General features: G+C 31.5%; 11 protein-coding genes. 5 read left to right on the top strand and 6 right to left on the bottom strand.

The annotated features are described in order from the left end of the window. Positions 1-21 precede the first annotated feature (21 nt). Positions 22-2,208 (bottom strand): glutamine synthetase III family protein, encoded by a 2,187-nt coding sequence (locus ABD715_RS00115; protein WP_344785719.1) that lies wholly within the window; start codon positions 2,206-2,208, stop codon positions 22-24. 280 nt (positions 2,209-2,488) lie between these two features. Here ABD715_RS00115 and ABD715_RS00110 point away from each other — a divergent pair, with 280 nt between their 5' ends. Beyond that, complete coding sequence (locus ABD715_RS00110) at positions 2,489-3,511, top strand: glutamine synthetase beta-grasp domain-containing protein (RefSeq protein WP_344785717.1); 1,023 nt, start codon at positions 2,489-2,491, stop codon at positions 3,509-3,511. Positions 3,512-4,410: 899 nt separating this feature from the next. Here the strand turns inward: ABD715_RS00110 and ABD715_RS00105 are convergent. Further along, positions 4,411-5,361 (bottom strand): calcium/sodium antiporter, encoded by a 951-nt coding sequence (locus ABD715_RS00105; RefSeq protein WP_344785715.1) that lies wholly within the window; start codon positions 5,359-5,361, stop codon positions 4,411-4,413. A 154-nt stretch (positions 5,362-5,515) separates the two neighbouring features. Here ABD715_RS00105 and ABD715_RS00100 point away from each other — a divergent pair, with 154 nt between their 5' ends. The 4 genes from ABD715_RS00100 (at position 5,516) to ABD715_RS00085 (ending at position 12,523) form a co-directional block, all read left to right on the top strand. Then, a complete protein-coding gene (locus ABD715_RS00100; RefSeq protein ID WP_344785713.1) occupies positions 5,516-5,875 on the top strand; it encodes a BlaI/MecI/CopY family transcriptional regulator in 360 nt (119 codons plus the stop codon). 2 nt (positions 5,876-5,877) lie between these two features. After that, a complete protein-coding gene (locus ABD715_RS00095) occupies positions 5,878-7,464 on the top strand; it encodes a M56 family metallopeptidase (protein ID WP_344785711.1) in 1,587 nt (528 codons plus the stop codon). A 582-nt stretch (positions 7,465-8,046) separates the two neighbouring features. Then, the gene (locus ABD715_RS00090) at positions 8,047-8,199 is read left to right on the top strand and encodes an SsrA-binding protein (protein ID WP_344785709.1); all 153 of its coding nucleotides are present in this window, start codon (positions 8,047-8,049) and stop codon (positions 8,197-8,199) included. Positions 8,200-8,317: 118 nt separating this feature from the next. Continuing rightward, the gene (locus ABD715_RS00085) at positions 8,318-12,523 is read left to right on the top strand and encodes a hybrid sensor histidine kinase/response regulator transcription factor (RefSeq protein ID WP_344785707.1); all 4,206 of its coding nucleotides are present in this window, start codon (positions 8,318-8,320) and stop codon (positions 12,521-12,523) included. Between the two features lie 6 nt (positions 12,524-12,529). Here ABD715_RS00085 and ABD715_RS00080 read toward each other — a convergent pair whose 3' ends face one another. The 4 genes from ABD715_RS00080 to ABD715_RS00065 form a co-directional block, all read right to left on the bottom strand. Beyond that, positions 12,530-13,609, bottom strand: coding sequence for an SGNH/GDSL hydrolase family protein (locus ABD715_RS00080; RefSeq protein ID WP_344785705.1), 1,080 nt, complete (start codon positions 13,607-13,609; stop codon positions 12,530-12,532). A 70-nt stretch (positions 13,610-13,679) separates the two neighbouring features. Next, complete coding sequence (locus ABD715_RS00075) at positions 13,680-16,145, bottom strand: glycoside hydrolase family 2 TIM barrel-domain containing protein (protein ID WP_344785703.1); 2,466 nt, start codon at positions 16,143-16,145, stop codon at positions 13,680-13,682. Positions 16,146-16,428: 283 nt separating this feature from the next. Next, positions 16,429-18,456, bottom strand: coding sequence for a SwmB domain-containing protein (locus ABD715_RS00070; protein WP_344785701.1), 2,028 nt, complete (start codon positions 18,454-18,456; stop codon positions 16,429-16,431). 12 nt (positions 18,457-18,468) lie between these two features. Next, a complete protein-coding gene (locus ABD715_RS00065; RefSeq protein ID WP_344785699.1) occupies positions 18,469-20,379 on the bottom strand; it encodes a RagB/SusD family nutrient uptake outer membrane protein in 1,911 nt (636 codons plus the stop codon). Positions 20,380-20,436 lie beyond the last annotated feature (57 nt).

Below are 20,436 nucleotides of genomic sequence, written 5' to 3'. Positions count from 1 at the left end.
TGCTATTTATAAAAAAACATTTTATCGTGTAAATAATAATTCTCTATACTTAGTTAATGGCCATAATTCGTCATCTACAAGCAATTCTAACTTATCGCAATGGTAACGAATATCTTCAAACAATGGTTTTACTTTATTACAGTAGGCATTTGCTTTTTCGCCTAGATCTTCTATAGAATTTGCTAATCTACGTTGGTCTATCATTTTAGTAACATTAGAGTTAATGCCTTCTAAATGATTTGAAATTTCTGCTATTAAACTTAACTGCTCTTTAGAAACCGATTTATAATCTTTTTCAAAAATTTCTTTTAAGCCTTTTACATTTTCTATTAATATGTTTTGATATTTAACCGCAGTTGGTACAATATGGTTTCTGGCAATGTCTCCCAAAACTCTACTTTCTATTTGTATGTGTAATATGTATGCTTCAACTTCAATCTCGTATCTTGCCTCACTTTCTACCCTACTCATTACTTTCATCTCTTCAAATAATGCTATAGATTTGTCTGATACTCTTGCTTTAAGGGCTTCTGGCGTAGATTTATTATTACTTAAACCTCGTTTCTTAGCTTCAATCTCCCACAATTCTCCATAACCATTACCTTCAAACAAAATATTTCTGGACGATTTTATATATTCTCGTATTACATTAAAAACAGCTTCGTCTTTCTTTAGGTCCTTCTTTGCTATTAATGCATCTACCTCAACTTTAAAATCAGATAATTGTTTAGCAACAATAGTATTTAAAATGGTCATTGGGTTACCACAATTGGCTATAGCGCCCACAGCTCTAAATTCAAATTTATTTCCTGTAAAAGCAAAAGACGACGTTCTATTTCTATCTGTATTATCTAATAAAACATCTGGTATTTTACCAACTACATTTAATTTTAAATCTGTTTTCTCTTGTGGAGAAAGTTTTCCCTTGGTAACACCTTCCAACTCTTCTAAAACCTTAGTTAATTGCTCGCCAATAAATACAGAAATAATGGCTGGAGGAGCCTCGTTTGCTCCCAACCTATGGTCGTTACTAGCAGATGCTATAGAGGCACGCAATAAAGCTTCGTTATCGTGTACCGCTTTTATGGTATTTATAAAAAAGGTAAGAAACTGCAAATTGCTCATTGGTGTTTTTCCAGGAGCTAAAAGATTAATTCCTGTATCTGTAGATAAAGACCAGTTGTTATGCTTACCAGAACCATTAACACCTGCAAAGGGTTTTTCGTGTAGTAGTACTTTAAAATTATGGCGAGAAGCTACACGCCCCATAATATCCATTAGTAAAGAATTATGGTCTACCGCTAAATTAGCCTCTTCATATATAGGAGCTAACTCAAATTGATTGGGAGCCACTTCGTTATGTCTCGTTTTAACAGGAATACCTAAAAGCATACATTCGTTTTCTAGCTCTTTCATAAAATTTAAAGCTCTATTAGGTATAGAACCAAAGTAATGATCGTCTAGTTGTTGTCCCTTAGCAGATGAGTGCCCCAACAACGTTCTTCCTGTTAAAGCTATATCGGGCCTGCTAGCTGCCAACATTTTATCTACTAAAAAATATTCTTGTTCCCACCCTAAAGACGATGTTACTTTTTTAACGTTCTTATCAAAATATTTGCAAACTGCTGTCGCAGCACCATCTACTGCGTGCAAGGCTCTTAATAAAGGTGTTTTATAATCTAACGCTTCACCAGTATAAGCAACAAAAATGGTTGGAATACATAATGTTGTATCGTATATAAAGGCAGGTGATGTAGGATCCCATGCGGTGTAACCCCTAGCTTCAAAAGTATTTCGAATACCTCCATTAGGAAAACTAGACGCATCAGGCTCTTGTTGTACCAATTGGCCTCCTCCAAATTTTTCTATAGCCACGCCATCTCCAATAGTTTCAAAAAAAGCATCGTGCTTTTCGGCGGTCGAGCCTGTTAAAGGCTGAAACCAGTGTGTATAATGCGTAACACCCTTAGATAATGCCCAATCTCGCATAGACGACGCAACTTGGTCTGCTATGCTTCTATCTATCTTTTTACCATGTTGCACAGCATTAACTACTCCTTCAAAGGCATCTTTTGTTAAATATTGGCGCATCGAATTTTCGTTAAACACATTTTCTCCAAACAAATCTGACCTACGAATTTTCTCTTCAAAAATTAACGGTTTATAAGACAGAGAATTTTTTATAGCATGAAACCTTAATGTAGACATAACTTTAAATTAATTTAATTTTGAAACCAAAGGGTTGCATTTCGTAATACAAAAATAACTATCAAGGTGAATAAAAGTGAAAAATTAAAAAAAATATTTTGACATTTTTTCAATAAAAATAAAAAATAGTATACTTTTTATAACTAAAGCCCAAAAAAAATAGGGTATAAATAAAAATAACTTGAGGTTTTACGAAAACACCCCTAAGAAATGCAAAGTAGAAAAGAATCTTTTATATTTGTGATATTAATATCATTATTACAATTATAAAATAATCATTATGGCAAAAATTAAATTAGAATACCTTTGGTTAGACGGGTATTACCCAACTCAAAATTTGAGAAGTAAAACTAAGGTAGAAGAGCATGAAGACTTCAAAGGAACTCTAGAAGAAATTGGAAACTGGTCTTTTGATGGTTCATCAACTAGACAAGCCGAAGGTGGATCTTCTGACTGTTTATTAGTTCCTGTAGCTATTTACCCAGATCCAGACAGAATCAACGGTTACTTAGTTATGACAGAAGTTATGAATGCTGATGGTACGCCACACGTTTCTAACGGTAGAGCTGGTATTGATGATGATGATAATGATTTTTGGTTTGGTTTCGAGCAAGAGTATTTTATTATGGATACTAAAACTCAATTACCATTAGGTTTCCCAGTAGGCGGATACCCTGCACCACAAGGTATGTACTACTGTTCTGTTGGTGGTAAAAACACACACGGTAGAGACTTAGTTGAAGAGCATGCAGATTTATGTATCGATGCTGGTTTAAACTTTGAAGGGATTAACCAAGAGGTTGCTTCTGGACAATGGGAATTTCAATTATTTGCAAAAGGTGCTAAGAAAGCTGGAGATGAAATTTGGGTTGCTAGATATTTACTAGACCGTTTAACAGAAAAATATGGTTACTACATCGAGTACCACCCAAAACCACTAGGTAAAGATATGGATTGGAATGGTTCTGGTATGCACGCAAACTTTTCTAACGAGGTATTAAGAACTTGTGGATCTAAAGAAACTTACGAAGCTATTTGTGAAGCTTTTAGACCAGTAGTAAAAGAGCACATTGCTGTTTACGGTGAGTTTAACGACCAACGTTTAACAGGTGAACACGAAACTGCTGCTATTACAGATTTCTCTTATGGAGTTTCTGACCGTGGAGCATCTATTCGTATTCCTATTATTACAGTAGAAAAAGGATGGAAAGGATGGTTAGAAGACAGACGTCCTGCTTCTAATGGAGATCCATACAAAATAGCTGGAAGAATTATAAAAACAGTTAAATCTGCTAAAATATAATTATTTTAGAATAACAGTTTTGTTCATAATAATAAGGGTTTGCAATTTGTAAACCCTTTTTATTTGTTATAAACTTTTTAATTATAAGGTGTTTTCTATTTAAAGAAATTAAACGAATACCGCCTTTGTTTTTCGAAAGTGCCACATTTAATAAACGTACTTATAGCTACACTTATAGTCACTTATGTAATTGCAAACAGAGTAGGTTTTGTATTTAAAATTACTGTATTTACAACAACATCAAAAGAACCTACTTATTTAAATGGTTTTCTAAAGAGAGCCTCGCTAGAATATCAACTTGATAATAGTAGCTATAGGCAAATTACCCGGAATTACAACCTTGTGCTTTTTTGGACTGATTAATACTGCTTGTCCTATTTTCCGTTAGCTCCTTTTAAAATTATTGCCTTTATATAATATACTTTTTTATTAAAAAAATTATATGAAACTCACATAAGTGTAAAACACAGTATACTTAAGTTTGTTTGGTTATTAAATCTAAATAGCGCTACTGGGCTTTACCTTTTTAAAGGTTAAACATCCATTTTTATAACTATTAATTTCTGCCTAAGCATATAATACTGCTTTAGGCATAAAATTTATTTGAGATTTTTTTTATGATATAAACGACAAACACGCCATTAATAAATAATTGTAAAAGGGAAAACAACAGGTAATTTTGTCATCATTATTAAAGAAGTACAAAAATGTAAAAATTCCCATTTTAACAAACAATATAAAATCGAAAATCTTGTTTTAGCCCATGTAGAAGTCTCCTTTTTTTTAACGAAACACTGCAAGTTAAGCTCAAAAAATAATTAATGCCTTTATCTGTAAATAAGTCTCGATAACCTTTTATAAATTAGTTTTTAATATACTAAAAAACAAAAGTTTTACTTCTAGAATTTTCCCTTAGTAAATACTAGAAACATAAATACGCCATAAGCAAATACTAAAAAGAACCCTTTAAACCTACTTATTACTAATCGTTTTGGCAAAAATATTAAAGGAATTAATACAGCCGAAAAGCCAAGCATCCAAAAAATATCGCTCGATAAAATTTGCGGTTCTGTTACCGGAATAGGTTTTACCATAGCTGTTAATCCTAGAACCGATGCTATATTAAAAATATTAGATCCTATTAAATTACCTAAAGAAATGGCTTTCTCTTTTTTGGCTGCAGCAATAACAGATGCTGCCAATTCTGGCACACTTGTACCAATAGCAATTAACGAAACACCAATTACAGCCTCGCTAACCCCTACAGATGTAGCAATTTCTTTAGCTCCAAATACCAACCATTCACTTCCAAAATATAAAGCAGCTGCACCTATAGTTAACCATATAAATATTTTAAAATTAGAAACTACAGCCAACGCATCGTCAACCTCTTCGGTTTCGGTATCATTTTTTGCAGTTTTTATTAAATAAACTAAAAAGACAATTAAACCCACAAATAAAATACCTCCTTCTATACCAGATAAAATATTATCATTTTTTAAAACATAATATAATATCATAGAAAAAATCATCATTACAGGCCAATTAAGCTTGTAAAACGATTTATCTACAGCAATAGGGCCTACAAGCGCTGTTATACCCAACACTAAACCAATATTGGCAATATTAGAGCCTACAACATTATTAATTGCTATTGCTGGCGACCCAGACAAAGCAGCTTGTAGGCTTACTAATAATTCTGGCGCAGAAGTAGCAAACGAAACCACCGTCATACCAATAACCATTTTAGAAATATTAAACTTAAACGATAAAGCAACAGAGCTTCTAACCAAAAACTCGCCTCCTACTACTAACAACACAAAACCAAGGATTACCCAAAGTAAACTCATAAATATATTTTTTTTGCGAAGATAAATTAAACTTAAAAAGTGGTTAGCAAAATGCGATAGTTTTTTTAAACTACACATATAGTTTAATAACTACTTTTATAGTTGTTTAACTAAAAAAATAGTTTATATTTGTAATGCACTAATTTTTAAACTAATGGAAAAGCTAACAAACAAAGAAGAAGAAATAATGCAAATCTTATGGAAACTAGAAAAAGCTTTTGTAAAAGATGTTTTAACCCAAATTAAAGAAGACAAACCACATTACAATACATTATCTACAATAATACGCCATCTCGAAAACAAAGGATATGTGGCTTATAATGCCTATGGAAAAACGCACCAATACTACCCTATTATAACAAAGGAAGAGTACAGAAAACGTTTTATGAATATAGCTATAGGTAATTATTTTAATAACTCTTACAAGGATGTTGTATCATTCTTTACAAAAGAAGAAAAAATAAGTGTAGAAGAACTCAAGGAAATTATTGCTCTAATTGAAAAAGACAAATAATTATGGCGTATTTACTTAAAGCTAGTGCCATTACCATTATATTTTATGGCTGTTATAAATTGTTTTTACAACGTGAAACTTTTTTTGAGCAAAATCGCTGGTTCCTACTATTAGGTTTAACATCAACTTTTATTTTCCCTTTTTTAATAATTCCAATATATGTAGACCAAGAACCATTTATAGTACCTCATTTTACTTTTAATGAAGATGCTAATTTTGAAAACATTACAAAAGAAGGCTTCATTTTTTTTAACTACTTGCCTATTTTATATGGAATTGGAGTTATTATTTTTTCTATACGTTTTATTATTCAATTAGCATCTTTGTTTAACATTATAACTAAAAAGAGCATTAAACAACCTGATGGTTTTCGTTTTATTGAAACAACTAACAATGCTCTACCTTTTTCTTTTTTTAAATGGATAGTATACAACCCTTCACAATTTAAAACAACAGAATTAAACCATATTATTACGCACGAAAAAACACATGCTAACCAATACCATTCTATAGACGCGCTATTAACTCAAGTTTCTAGTATTATACTTTGGTTTAACCCTATAATATGGCTTTATAGCAAAGAGTTAAAACAAAATTTAGAGTTTATTGCAGATAAACAAACTCAAAAAAATATTGATTGCAAAAAAAGCTACCAATACACTTTACTTAAAACAAGCATACCAGCTAATCAACTGGTTATAACAAATAATTTTTATAATTCATTAATCAAAAAACGAATCGTTATGTTACACAAATCAAAATCAAAAAAAGTTAATTATTTAAAGTATTTATTAATCCTTCCTATTCTAGGCTGGTTTTTAATGAGCTTTAATACAAAGGAAATTATTATTAAAAAATCGAATATAAAGAATTCAATTACTAGCAATAACGCAAACTATGGAGATAAACTAAATGTTTATATAGAAAAGAATATGACCGACCACATGCTTAACCAAATTAAAGCCGATTTAAATAAAAAAGGCTATAACTTAAGTATAAACGGTGTAAAAAGAAATACAAACAACGACATTACTTCTATAAAAATAAAAGTAAGCTATAAAAACTCGCATAACACAAGTTTTAGCTCGAATTCTAAAAAACCTCTTAAAACTATAAAAATTGCAATTGATAAAAAGGACCATAGCATTTCTATTGGAAATAGTGAGAGCCACGCCTTTAAGTTTGCTCCCGCCATAATAAACGCACAAATGCAAACAGGAAAAAAGCCAATTTATGTGGTAGATGGCAAAATAATTACAAACGAAGGTTTTACATTACATAAATACGATATAAAATCTGTTAATGTATTAAAAGGCAAAAATGCCATTGACAAATATGGAAATAAGGCAAAAGATGGTGCAATAGAAATAACAAATAAAAACAAAACCTCTGTAAGTATAAAAACAGTAAAACAAAAAATACCACTTTACATTTTAGATGGAAAAGAAATTACAGAAAAAGAAATGAAAGCAATTAGCTCAGAAAACATTGAAAAAATAAATGTTTTAAAAGGAGAAAGAGCTATAAAAAAATATGGGGTGAAAGGAGAAAATGGTGTTGTAGAAATCACTTTAAAACAGAAAAATTAAAAATCAATCCTACAAATATAGATTTAAAACAAAACAGCCATTAATAAATACAAATAAAATGGTTTTATAGTCGTAATACATACAAAAACACAAACTTTTTTAAGCCCTCTAAAACGAGGGCTTTTTTTTATTATAAAAAATACTCAAAAGAGGAAACTACTAAAAAACACTTCTTTTAAAACAAAAGGCCCCTTGCTTTTTAAAAACAACATTAAAAACGCCTTATAATTGTTTCACTTTTAAACAAAAAATAGATATTTAACTACAATTACAATATTACACAAAGGGCGTCACATAAAAACTATAATCAAACTTACTTTTTAAGTTACAAATCTTCATGCAAAATCGCCGATTTAGTTTAAATCGTTAGGTAAACATATTGCCAAATATATATCTTCAAAAAACATTGATATGTATACATTTTTTATTAACCTAAAACCCCTTAAAATTATGATAACACTCGCCAAACTTGTAATTACTTTTATTATTAACTTAATTACAATTATCTTATAGCCCTCTACAAAATGTAGAACTTAGTCTAGAATAAGTTTTACTATTTTTGTAATATAAAGCACAGATAAAATGGGGAAACAAGTATTCAAAATTTTAGCAAAAATTAATAAAGTTATTCTACCTAGTTTTTCTAAACAACAGCTAGACTTATCGCAAGCATCAAAATTACAAATGGCCATAATAGGCTGGAGATGGTTTGTTACTAAAAATGCTTTAGATTAACATCTATTCACATTTATTTATATAATATTCATTAAATTTACAATCCAATTAACCTTAATAAAGTATGCTTGCTTTGCACTGCTTCATACTTATAACTCAAAAGGCAATATCTCAATTAATGAATACTCCCTATACAAAATCTTACACCCTATTGTTTATAGCGTTTTTACTACTATTTTATAGCGTACACGCCCAAGATGATATTTATTTTGAACACATAGGCACCAATCATGGATTATCGCAAAACGACATAAACTGTATCTATCAAGATAACCAAGGTTTTATGTGGTTTGGCACGCACGATGGCCTAAACAAATATGATGGTTACAACTTTACCGTATATACACCAAACCCAAACAACCCTAATAGCATTAATAGTAATTTAATCTTTGCTATTACTGGCGACAAAAAAGATAATTTATGGATTGGTACTTCGGGGCGTGGTTTAAATTATTTTGACAGATCTACTGAAAAATTCACACATTTCGTACACGACGAGTCGGACCCAAATAGCATTGGTAACAACCAAATTTTTAATCTTTTTATAGATTCTAAAAATCGCTTGTGGGTAGCTGCAAACAAAAATATAGACGTTGCAAACCTTAATAAACCGTTAGATTCTTTAAAATTTAAAAGCATAAACCTAAATAAAGACAATAAATACAACCTAAAGAGCGAATATAAATACAGTGTTTATACTTTTTTTGAAGACAGTAAAAATCAAATTTGGGCAACAACCTCTATAGGTCTTTTTAAACTAGATGAAAGCAGTGGCGAAATAAAATTCAACCTTTATGGTAACTCACTTAACAGAAGACTAAAAGCTATAATTGAAACTCCAGATCAAAAACTATATGTATCCATAAGTCGAAATCTATTTACTATCGATCTAAATAATGAGACAGGCACTTTAAAAAAAGTGGGAGGAATACCTCAATATTTAGCAAGTGGAATTGATGACATTCTCTACGACACCCCATACCTTTGGGTAGGTACAAACAGTGGTCTTCTTCAATTTAATACCAAACAAGGCAAAAAAACACAAATTAGTAATTTATACAAACACGACCCTAAAAAAAATAGCAGTTTGAGTAAAAACAGCATTACCTCATTGTATAAAGACAAAACAGGTATTATATGGGTTGGCACAAATGGTGGTGGAATAAATAAATTTGACCCCAATAGAAAGCATATTGAGCACATTAAAAACACCTCTAACCCTAACAGTCTTAGCTACGACAAAATAAGGGCTTTCTACGAAGACAGCAATGGTTATCTATGGGTAGGAACCGAAGGTGGAGGTATTAACTTAATGAGTAAGGATACCACTGTAAATAAGACTTTTAAAAAATTTGGAGATAATAAAAAGGCTTTTGCTTTTGAAGAAATCACTATACAAAATCGTAAACTATTACTTACGGGTGGTGAATTTGGAAAAAAGCTTTATCAATTAGACATTACAGATCCTAATAACATTTTTGAAGTTGACTTTGATGCATTTAAAGATATTAAAGGAAGTGTATTTTCTATATTAAAAGACCGTCAAAAAAACCTATGGATAGGGACTTACCAAAATGGTATACACCGTTGGTTATATAACAAAGAAACCCAAACCTATAAAAAAGATAAACTAGAAAGCAACCCCAGAGATTACTTAAGTATCTCTAGCAACATAATACGAAACATTTATGAAGACTCTAAAGGCGACATATGGATTGCTACAGGAAATGGATTAAGCAGGCTTCTTAAAAGTGAAAAATACAAAGAAAACCCCAAGTTTATAGTATACAAAAACAATATAAAAGACAAAAATAGCATTAGCCATAACTATATACTTGAACTCAAAGAAAGCTCTAGGGGCGAATTTTGGATAGGTACTTTTGGCGGTGGTTTAAATAAGTTTATCCCTTCAATAGATGGAAAATCTGACTCTTTTATTAGATACAACGAAACCAATGGCTTACCTAATAACGTTATAAAAGGTATTCTTGAAGACGATAAAAAAAACCTTTGGATATCTACAAATAAAGGTATTTCTAAATTTAATCCTGCAACAGAAATATTTAAAAACTATGATGTTAACGACGGACTACAAGACAACGAATTTCAAGAATTAGCGCGGTTAAAAAGAGAAAACGGAGATCTTATTTTTGGAGGTATTAATGGCTTTAATGTTTTTAACCCTAAAGACATTAAAGACAATAAAGTAGAGGCACAAACGGTTATTACAGGCTTATCTATATCTAATAGACCAATTAATATAGGTGAAGAAATAAACCACAGAGTTATTTTAAATAAATCGATTAACAAAATAGAAGAGTTAAAATTAAAACACAAAGAAAACAGCTTGTCTTTCGAGTTTGCTGCATTGCACTATGCGGCGCCTCAAAAAAACAAGTTTGCCTATATGTTAGAAGGTTTTGATGACGATTGGATTTACACCAGCTCCAACAAGCGTTTTGCCACCTACACAAACTTAGAACCCGATACTTATATTCTAAAAGTAAAAGCATCTAACAATGATGATATTTGGGACTCTACACCTTCAGAATTAAAAATAATTATTTCGCCTCCATTTTGGCAAACCAAATTGGCTTTTCTAATTTATGGTTTAATATTTATAGCTTTTCTTTTACTATACCGCAGGTTTACTATTATAAGTACTTCAAAAAAACACTCTTTAGAACTAGAACATTTAGAAAAAGAAAAAAACAACGAGCTACAACGTATTAAATTAGAGTTTTTTACTAATATAACTCACGAGTTTACAACTCCATTAACTTTAATAAAAGGCCCTTTAAAATTTTTACAAAAACAAGGTGATAAATTAGATAATAGCGTGGTACAAGAGCAGTATAAGCTTATGCAAAAAAACAGCGATTATTTACTAAGACTTATTACACAGCTACTAGATTTTAGAAAAATAAACCAAGGTAAAATGAGGTTAGTTATGCGTAAAAGCAACATAGTTAACTTTATTAAAGAGGTAAGCGAACCATTCCAGTTTACAGCACAAAAGCATGCTATATCATTTCATATTACTGCCTCAAATAATAATTTGGTGTCTTGGTTTGATCATGATTCTGTCGAAAAAATAATGAACAACCTATTATCTAACGCATTTAAGTTTACACCAGATAATGGTTTTATAAAAATAAACATCCACGAAGAAAACGGACCAACAAATTATGTAGTTATTGAGGTTGTAGATTCGGGAGCGGGTATGGATAAAGATAAAGTTGAAAATATTTTTGAACGATTCTTTTCTGAAAAAAACATAGACAAGAAAAACTCTAAAGGTATGGGCATAGGCTTAGCCTTTGTAAAAAACATAGTAGAACTGCATCAAGGGTATATTATGGTTAACAGTAAGCCTAATGAAGGCACCCAATTTACTGTTAAATTACCGGTTAACAAAAAAGCTTATTTAAACGTACCAGAAATTACATGTAAAGAAATTAGCGAGAGTGATTTTGAAATTCGTTCTTCGGAATCAGACTCGTTTGCCATAAGCATAAATGACGAAATAGAAGATCAAAATTTAGTCCAAGTAGATTCTGATTTACCTGAACTCTTACTAGTTGATGATAATGAAGATATTAGAGCTTTTATTGTTCAAGCTTTAAAATCAAAATTTAAAATTCATACTGCAGAAAACGGGCAAGAAGGGCTAGAAATATTAAAAACAGTTTCGCCTAAACTTATTGTTACAGATATTATGATGCCCATAATGGATGGTATAGAGTTTTGTAAACATGTAAAATCTAAAAAAGAAACCAGCCATATTCCTGTTGTAATGCTTACTGCAAAATTATCGCAAGAAAGCGAAATTACTGGATTAAAAATTGGTGCAGATGGGTATATTAGAAAACCGTTTGACGTAGAAATTTTAGAGCTCAAATTAAATAATATATTACAACATAGAGAAAACTTAAGAAATAAATTTAATTTAGATATTACACTGCAACCCAAGGAAGTTACAGTTACCTCTCAAGATGAACGTTTTTTAAATCAAGCCATTGCTATTGTTGAAAAACATATGATGAATACCGATTTTAATGTTGAAATGTTGGTTAAAGAAATGGGCTTTAGTAGAACCAATCTTTACACTAAATTTAAAGAAATAACAGGTTTATCTTCTAGTGAGTTTATTAGAAACATAAGATTAAAACGTGCGGTGCAACTATTTGAACAAAGCGACCTTTCTGTAAAAGAAATTATGTACATGACGGGGTTTAATACCTCATCATACTTTGCAAAATGTTTTAAAAAGCAATTTGGAGTAATACCAAGTGAATACGTAAAACAGAAAAAAAACAAATAAAGGACTCTATTTTTTTAAAACTTGAGTTTCTATAAGCTTAGTTAAACGATCTGCTATTATTTTATGATCGTTTACTCGTGGATGCTTTTTAGTATTTTTATAAGGTACAAAACAGGTAAAAATATTTGTATCGTTTAAACTTTTAACTGCTTGTACTACATAGTTTGGCCATGGAGAATTCACTTTTGTAATGTCCATATTACCTAGCAAGCACACTATAGAGGCCTTTGGGTAATGTGCTCTAATTTTGCCCACAAAATTAGAATAAGCCTTTATAATTTTTGTTTCGCTAGGTGTTTCTTCTCCAAACCTACGTATATACTCTTCGTGCTTTGGTTGTTTTACAATCCAACTATCATTCTGAAATAAATTTACAACTACAATATCGGCTTGTTTTTTAGAAAAATCCCATTTGCTACTAGTATCACTAGGGTCTAGTCTATAATACATCTCTGGCATTATCATATTAAACCAACTTACAGTTACACCAATACCACTTCTAGCAATACAAGAATAATTTGCATTTAAGCGTCTTGCTGTAATTGCTGCATAAGACATGTAATTGTTTGTAACATCACCATCATTTCTGTCTTGCCCAGAAACCGTGTCTTCGTTACCATGTCCAACGGTAATAGAATCACCATAATACTCTATAAATATTAATTTTTCGGCATCTTTTTTTAAGGCTTTACCTGTAATTTTAAAACCATAAAACAAGGTTTTACCATAAGTCCATTCGTTACGTTTTGTTAATTCTATTGTATGTTTTTTATCTACTAATGCCTTTGCTAAAGTATACGTTTGTTTTCCTTTATCTAGCTTTAAAACCTCAATTGGCTTACCGTCTAAAATAACATTAAAGTAATTTAATCCATTTTCGTCTTCTAAAACTACTTTTATTTCGGTGCCTGTAAAATTAATTTTAATAGAAGAACCAGACCAATAAATCTCTGATGCTTTTTTATCGCTATTAACTCCTATTCTCCCTTGGTAAACTATAAATTCACTATCATAATCTATTATTAAATTTGATTTACAAGAAACAACAAGTAAAAAAACAAAAACATACTTGACAAAAAAGCGCATGGATATAAATTTTATTTTAAATAAGTTAGTTAACTTAAATAATTAGAATTAACTACCAACAAAAACAATTTTATTTTTCTGTTTTAAATGACACAACTGTAGTTTCTAGTCCTTGAGAAGACGCTGTAAAAGTTATATCCCCAATATTCTCGGATGTTTGAATAATAGCTAAACACTTACTATTAAAAGCCTTTCTTTCTTTAGCTTGAAAAGAGGTATGGCTAAAATTATCGCCATTGCCCACACCTATTATTTTAGCTTCGCCTTCAACTTTAAATTGAATTAAATTATCTGCTTTGGGAACAACATTTCCGTCTTTATCTAGAATTGTACATTCTATATAAGACAAATCTTCTCCGTCTGCCTTTAATGTTTTACGTCTTACAAATACATCAATTTTTGCAGGTTTTCCTGCTGTTTTAACAACATCTTCTGCTATTTGCTTGCCATTTTTATACGATATAGCTTTTAATTCGCCTGGCTTATAAACCACTTGCCACTGTTGGTATTCTACATCATTTAAATTATTTTTTTGTTTCCCAAGCGATTTTCCATCTTGAAATAACTCTACCTCATCTCCATTTGTATAGGCATAAACAGTTACTTCTTTTCCTTCCATACCGTCTAAATTCCAATGCGGAAAAATGTGCACCATCGGTTTTTCGGACCATTGTGACTGATAAAAGTAATAACCATCTTTAGGAAAACCACATAAGTCTATTGGAGCAAAAGATGAAGAACGTGCGGGCCAACCATATGGTATTACTTCGCCTAAATAGTCCCATCCTGTCCAGATAAATTGCCCCATAATATTAGGTCTATTTTTTATATCTTTCCAAGCCTGCACCCCTCTATAACCTATTAATTCTCTTTTTTCTACCCACTCGTAGGCGTCTGTATGTTTATAGCCCAACTTTGCCCACCATTGCGCTTTCTCTTCTCCATATAAATAAGTGTTTCTTGGGTAATATGACTGCGCAGAAGCACACTCTGTTACAATGCCCATAGCATCTGGAGCTACTTGATCTTCTCGATCTAAACCGTTTTCTTTTATATAATTATAACCTCTAATATCGCTAGTAGATGCTGCTCCTTCGCTAGGCCAAGCATCCCAACCATAACCAATTAAACCATTGGTAACAGGTCTATCATCTAATTTATGAATAATATCTATTAACCTATTTGCAATAGGAATACCTTCATCTGTTTTCATTTGGTCTATTTCGTTTCCTATACTCCACATAACCACCGATGCATGATTTCTATCTCTTAAAACAAAATCTGTTAAATCCTTATCTGCCCATTCTTTAAATATATTGGCATAATACTTAACAGGAATACGCACTTTTTTTCCGTCTTGAACAGTTGTTGGTTTTTTAACAATTTCCCATTCATCAAAAACCTCATTCATTACCAAAAAGCCCATTTCGTCGCATATATCTAAAAACTCAGAAGAAAAAGGGTTGTGAGAAGTTCTAACTGCATTACAGCCCATTTCTCTTAACACTTCTAATTGTCTTTCTATTGTTCTTTTATAAACTGCTGCTCCTAGAGGTCCTGCTGCATGGTGTAAACAAACTCCTTTTAATTTTATTTGCTCGCCATTAATTGAAAAACCTGTGTCTTTATGGTAACCCAATTTTCTAATTCCTGTTCTAACAGATTCATTTGCAACAACAACACCATTATCTTTTATCTGCACATTAACCGTGTACAAATCTGGTGTTTTTGGTGACCATAATTTAGGGTTATCAACTTTTAAGTTAATTAATAAGTCTTTCTTTTTACCAGAAGCAACCAAAGCATCTTCTTTACTTATAGACACAATTTTTCCATTTAATAAAACACGGGTTTCTACGGTTAGGTTTTTATCTTCTAAATTTTCGTTTTTAATATCGAAAGTGGCGTTAATTGTAGCCTCTCCTTTACTAATTCTTGAAGATGTTACGTATAAACTCCAGTTAGGGATATAAGTTTTGTTTCTAATTTTTAAAGTAACATCTCTATAAATACCTGTACCTGTATACCATCTAGAACCTGGCTGCGCAGAATTATCTAGAGTTACTGTTAATACATTAGATCCATTAAAGTTAATATGCTCACTTAAATCGTACTCAAAACCAATATATCCCATTGGGCGATAACCTACTTTTTTTCCGTTAATATAAACAACAGAGTTTCTATAAGCTCCGTCAAAATAAACAAATACTTTATTGTTTTCTTGAGAAGCGTTTACTCTAAATGTTTTTCTGTAAGTGCTTTTTCCTGTTGGCAACCAACCACCTCTAGAAAAGGAAGGATTATCTTTAGAGAACGGACCTTTTATACTCCAATCGTGAGGTACTCTAACCGTTTCCCACTCTGTATCGTCAAATTGAGGACTTATTGCTTCTTGTACATCTTTTTGAATAAATTTCCAGTTTTTGTTGAATGCTATATTTTCTGGTTTAGCTATGTCTTCTTTACAAGATATTACACTTATTAAACATAAGCATAAGGTAAATACTTTTAGAATTTTTAGATTTTGATTGCGCATAAGTTTATTTGGTTAAAAAATAAATGAGATGGTATCTTAATAAAGTAGCGTTTTTATTTAAACATCTACTAGTATTAAACTTTAGTTATTTAGATTATAAAATTATTAAGAACACTGCTATTCTATAATAACATATGTTCTATTTAGGAGTACTAATGTCTCTAAACCACTAATAAATAGGGAATGGTATTATAAAAAGAAACCCCATTTGATTAAAATCAAACAGGGTTTCAAACTTAAATAATTAACTAAATTTTAAAAAAGATATTTTTTAATCTACTTTTTAAATTTCTTTTTCTTGAACAATTAAATTATCGAAATAAACTTCGCACACTCCCGCTGGTACAGGCTGAAACCTTATTGTTTCGTTAGAAGTACCTGATCCTGCATGCGTATACTCTATTTGATAATCTACCCAAACATCTCTTGGTGCTGCTGCCCATTGGTCGCTAGCTAATTGTGTTGCTCCAATATATGTTTTTGATGTAGTAGTAGTTGTAGCAGATGTTATATATCTCTTATACTTTAAAATATATGTTTTTCCGCCTTCAAAAGGAAAGGTAATTGTACTCCTTAAGTCTGGCTTATTACCATCTGGAGCTTGAAAGAAAGCTACTTTAGAACCACTTGGTGCAACAATTGGAGTAGGATCTACAAAAGTTACTGTTGATGTTCCGTTTCCATTTGCATCTGTCCAATTTGGAGCTACATCACCTTCAAAATCTCCTTCACCATTTAAAATATCATCTTCATTCATCATAACAGTAATTGGTGCAAAATCGGCTATAGTACCTCCTCCAACAGACATAATATCTCCTGGACCTGTATACGCTATTGTTATTACATCCAACCTAGAAACATCCTCTACAAGAGCAATATCTAAAGTCTTTGCATTATCTGCATTAACACTTACAGACTCGATTGTTGCTGCAACACCATCAATTTCGATCATGAAACCTGCTCCTGGATTTGAAGAGTTTGCTATTGAAGTTGCATCAATTTCTTGATCAAATTTTATTACAATCTCATCATTTTCAGACTCTAATACATCGCCTACTTGCCCCATTGGTGTTGGCACATAAACAACTATTGGCTCATCTGTAAATGCCTGTAAAAGACGCTCGTCTTTAGACATTATACTTGTACCGTTGTAAGATACAGTAACTGTTTTACTGGCATCTGCAGGCTCTAAAGGTACATCAAGAGTAATAAACAATAACCCTCCAACAGTTTCTCCATTAACCTTACGAGTTCCTATTGATACAGACTCTACCGGTATTTCTGTTCCATCTACTTTTACTATAAAATCTGCACCTATGTTACCTTCAATAGCTTCTAAAGGCGAGCTAACTGGTATAACTATTCGGTCATCATCTCTTTCTTCTATATCTACATCTGTTTGTAAAACTAAATCTTCGGCTAGAGGTACTACTTTAATAACTACTGGCATTAAAATAGTATCTGTACTAACTCTTAAATTTTCTGTTCTAGCTCTGGTTGCTTTTAAAGACACTTTAAAATCTCCTAATTTATTAAAGGTTACTGTATCAATAATCTTTTTTTCGTAATCACCTTCTCTAAGTTGAGATTCTACACTTATAGATACTCTATCGTCTTCATTGTCTTCAAATGTTCTTACTGTCCATTTTGTTTCGTCTGGTCTAGCATTGTTATCTTCAACAAAGTTACTTAAATCTTCAAAAACTAATTTATCGCCATAAGTTAAGGTAATAGATTCGGTGTTTATGTGATCTAAAATTGTTCCGTCTGTATACCTTACTTCTGGCTTAGCAACAACAGTATCGTATACATCTAAAGTAAACTCATATTCTGCTACCCATTTTCCGTTAACATTTAAAGTTTTAACCGTATCTGGAACAAATGAATTTAAATCTGAATCATAATAAGAATTAAAGATAAAAGAAGTAGAATCTGGAAATACTGCATAATATCCTATTTTAGTAAGTGTATCTCCTTTTTTAAATAAAACATGAACCGTTTTATCTGTAGAGGTTTTTTCTTCTCTAGGCTCTTTTATATACTCGTCATGATTATCTAAATTATTAGGAATTGGTCCTTCTAAAAAGAAAGCATTATCTGGTATACTCCATTCTTGATACTCTGCTCCTGCAGATATATCGCTAAAAGAGAAAAATCTATTTACTTGAGATTCTCTATCTGTTCCCGCTCCAGAGGTAAAAGTAAGAGATAGATCTACAAACTCCCCTGGTATTTCATATTCATCATCATTACAGCCAATAAGCAGCAATAATGCAAATGATACTTGTAATATGTTTTTTATGTTTTTCATAATTGCTTTTTTTTATTTATCCCAGTTTAAGTTAGCATTAATTTCGTCTTGAGGAATTGGGAAATACGAGTGTAAATCTGCATTAAAGTTTTGAGAACCTATTAAATGGTCTCTTAAATGAGGCTCTTTAGCTCTACGGTTATTATTTGCTTGTGGCTTATCTGGAAACCTCATTCTGTATGGTAATTGAGGTTCGAAACCTGCTGGTACTATATAGTTTCTCCATCTTACCGGATTTTTACCTTGTACATTATTTTTGTAATGGTAAGCATCGTATTCAAACTGTGCTATATATTCTAATTGATCTTTCCATACACCCCAACGTCTTAAATCTAAATAGCGCTCGCTTTCTAAAGCTAACTCTAATGGTTTTTCTGTAAACCTTAAATGCTCTGTTAAGTTTGCAATAGTTACAGCTTCTTCTCCATTTGAAGCGTCTAAATCTATATCGTCCATATAAGTTGTAGTAGCATTAGCATACTCTGCTCCAGGATCTGTAGACTTACCTAATAATATAAGATGAGAACGCTTTCTTATACGGTTAATATATCTTAATGCTTCAGATAAATCACCTTCTTCCAGCATACACTCCGCATACAGTAAGTAAATTTCTGCTAAACGAATAACAGGGATGTTAATTCCAGATTTATTATCATACTCTGTACTTTCATCTTCTCCTGCTCCTCCATTAGGTACATTCCAGTGTGTAAATTTTTTCCAAAAGTTAGGAAACTGCTTAGCATGAGGAGCTGCATTTGGATGTCTTCCATATTCTGCAGGATACTCTCCATACATTTTAGAATCCCAATCATCTACAGAAGATAAAGAGTTCCCCATACGTAAACTATAATACCTTAAAACGTCTACTTGGTCTCCACCTTCTATATAATCGCCATTATTTTCAAAAGTTTCTCTTGTTACTAAGTTTGCAGGATCGTTTGGATCTGGTCGCTCTGCTCTATATTTTAACGTTAACCAAGAGGTTGCTTGAATTCTATTACCATCATTTAAAAAATGAGATATACGTTGTGCTAAATTTTGCTCGTCTGTACCTAAAAGGTTTACATCTGTTGTATAGTTAATTTCGAAAATAGACTCGTCGTTAAACTCATCTATACCTGTAAAACATTGCGCCAAATCATCCATTAATCTATAACCATAGTTATTCATAACGTTTTCTAGGTATGTTTTAGCATTTGCAAAATCATTTTCGTTCATGTAACTTTTAGCTATTAAAGCTTCGCAAAAACCACCAGTTATACGCCCTAAATTCCCATTTCCTGCATCTTCTCTCCAAGCATTGTATGTTGCTGGTAAATTATCTATTCCGTATTGCAATTCCTGACGGTAAAATGTTTTTACCTCCTCTGCAGAAGAAAATGTTTTTTGAAAATCGTCAAAACTAGTTGGTACTGTTGTAAATACAGGTACCGATCCTTGATTATAAGAATTATGTAGTACATAATACAAATATCCTCTAATAGCTCTAGCTTGTGCTTCAATTCTTATTCCTGAATTTATTGCTTCTTCACCTACAAACGTTGACTTAAGATCTTCGTAAGCATCTAATACTTGATTGGCTCTAAAAATACCCATAAAACAAGCATCCCATTTATCTTGAACCTGGTCTGTAGTTAAATCGAAGGTTTGATCGTATATAGGGTTTCCAGTAACGTTACTTCTTTGTGAGTATGGTACAGCAATATCTGTACGGTAAGGCTCAAATAAAATTCCTAATATATTTTCGTCTCTTAAAGCTGCATAAGCTGCATTTAAACCCGAATTTAAATCGCCAGTATTAGTCCAAAAACTCTCATTTGTTAAGGCATTAGGGTTTACTTGATCGAACTGATCGTCGCAAGCTTGAAATATAAATGCTATTAACAAAAGAGGAATTACCCTTTTTAAAAGTGTCTTTTTCATCTTTAAATTTATTTTTTTATTTTTTTTATCTATTCTTTCCATCTTCATTTTTATTAG

It is taken from the genome of Postechiella marina (assembly GCF_039538365.1).
Classification (GTDB): Bacteria; Bacteroidota; Bacteroidia; order Flavobacteriales; family Flavobacteriaceae; genus Postechiella; species Postechiella marina.
Note: the sequence above shows the minus strand (reverse complement) of the source record. Positions and strands in the feature narration are given on the sequence as shown.

What these genes read in the sequence shown, in the direction of transcription:
- ABD715_RS00085 (WP_344785707.1), top strand. Translation starts at nt 8,318, where the DNA reads ATGAATACTCCCTATACAAAATCTTACACCCTATTGTTTATAGCGTTT.
- ABD715_RS00105 (WP_344785715.1), bottom strand. Translation starts at nt 5,361, where the DNA reads ATGAGTTTACTTTGGGTAATCCTTGGTTTTGTGTTGTTAGTAGTAGGA.
- ABD715_RS00110 (WP_344785717.1), top strand. Translation starts at nt 2,489, where the DNA reads ATGGCAAAAATTAAATTAGAATACCTTTGGTTAGACGGGTATTACCCA.
- ABD715_RS00065 (WP_344785699.1), bottom strand. Translation starts at nt 20,379, where the DNA reads ATGAAAAAGACACTTTTAAAAAGGGTAATTCCTCTTTTGTTAATAGCA.
- ABD715_RS00100 (WP_344785713.1), top strand. Translation starts at nt 5,516, where the DNA reads ATGGAAAAGCTAACAAACAAAGAAGAAGAAATAATGCAAATCTTATGG.
- ABD715_RS00080 (WP_344785705.1), bottom strand. Translation starts at nt 13,609, where the DNA reads ATGCGCTTTTTTGTCAAGTATGTTTTTGTTTTTTTACTTGTTGTTTCT.
- ABD715_RS00070 (WP_344785701.1), bottom strand. Translation starts at nt 18,456, where the DNA reads ATGAAAAACATAAAAAACATATTACAAGTATCATTTGCATTATTGCTG.
- ABD715_RS00090 (WP_344785709.1), top strand. Translation starts at nt 8,047, where the DNA reads ATGGGGAAACAAGTATTCAAAATTTTAGCAAAAATTAATAAAGTTATT.
- ABD715_RS00075 (WP_344785703.1), bottom strand. Translation starts at nt 16,145, where the DNA reads ATGCGCAATCAAAATCTAAAAATTCTAAAAGTATTTACCTTATGCTTA.
- ABD715_RS00095 (WP_344785711.1), top strand. Translation starts at nt 5,878, where the DNA reads ATGGCGTATTTACTTAAAGCTAGTGCCATTACCATTATATTTTATGGC.
- ABD715_RS00115 (WP_344785719.1), bottom strand. Translation starts at nt 2,208, where the DNA reads ATGTCTACATTAAGGTTTCATGCTATAAAAAATTCTCTGTCTTATAAA.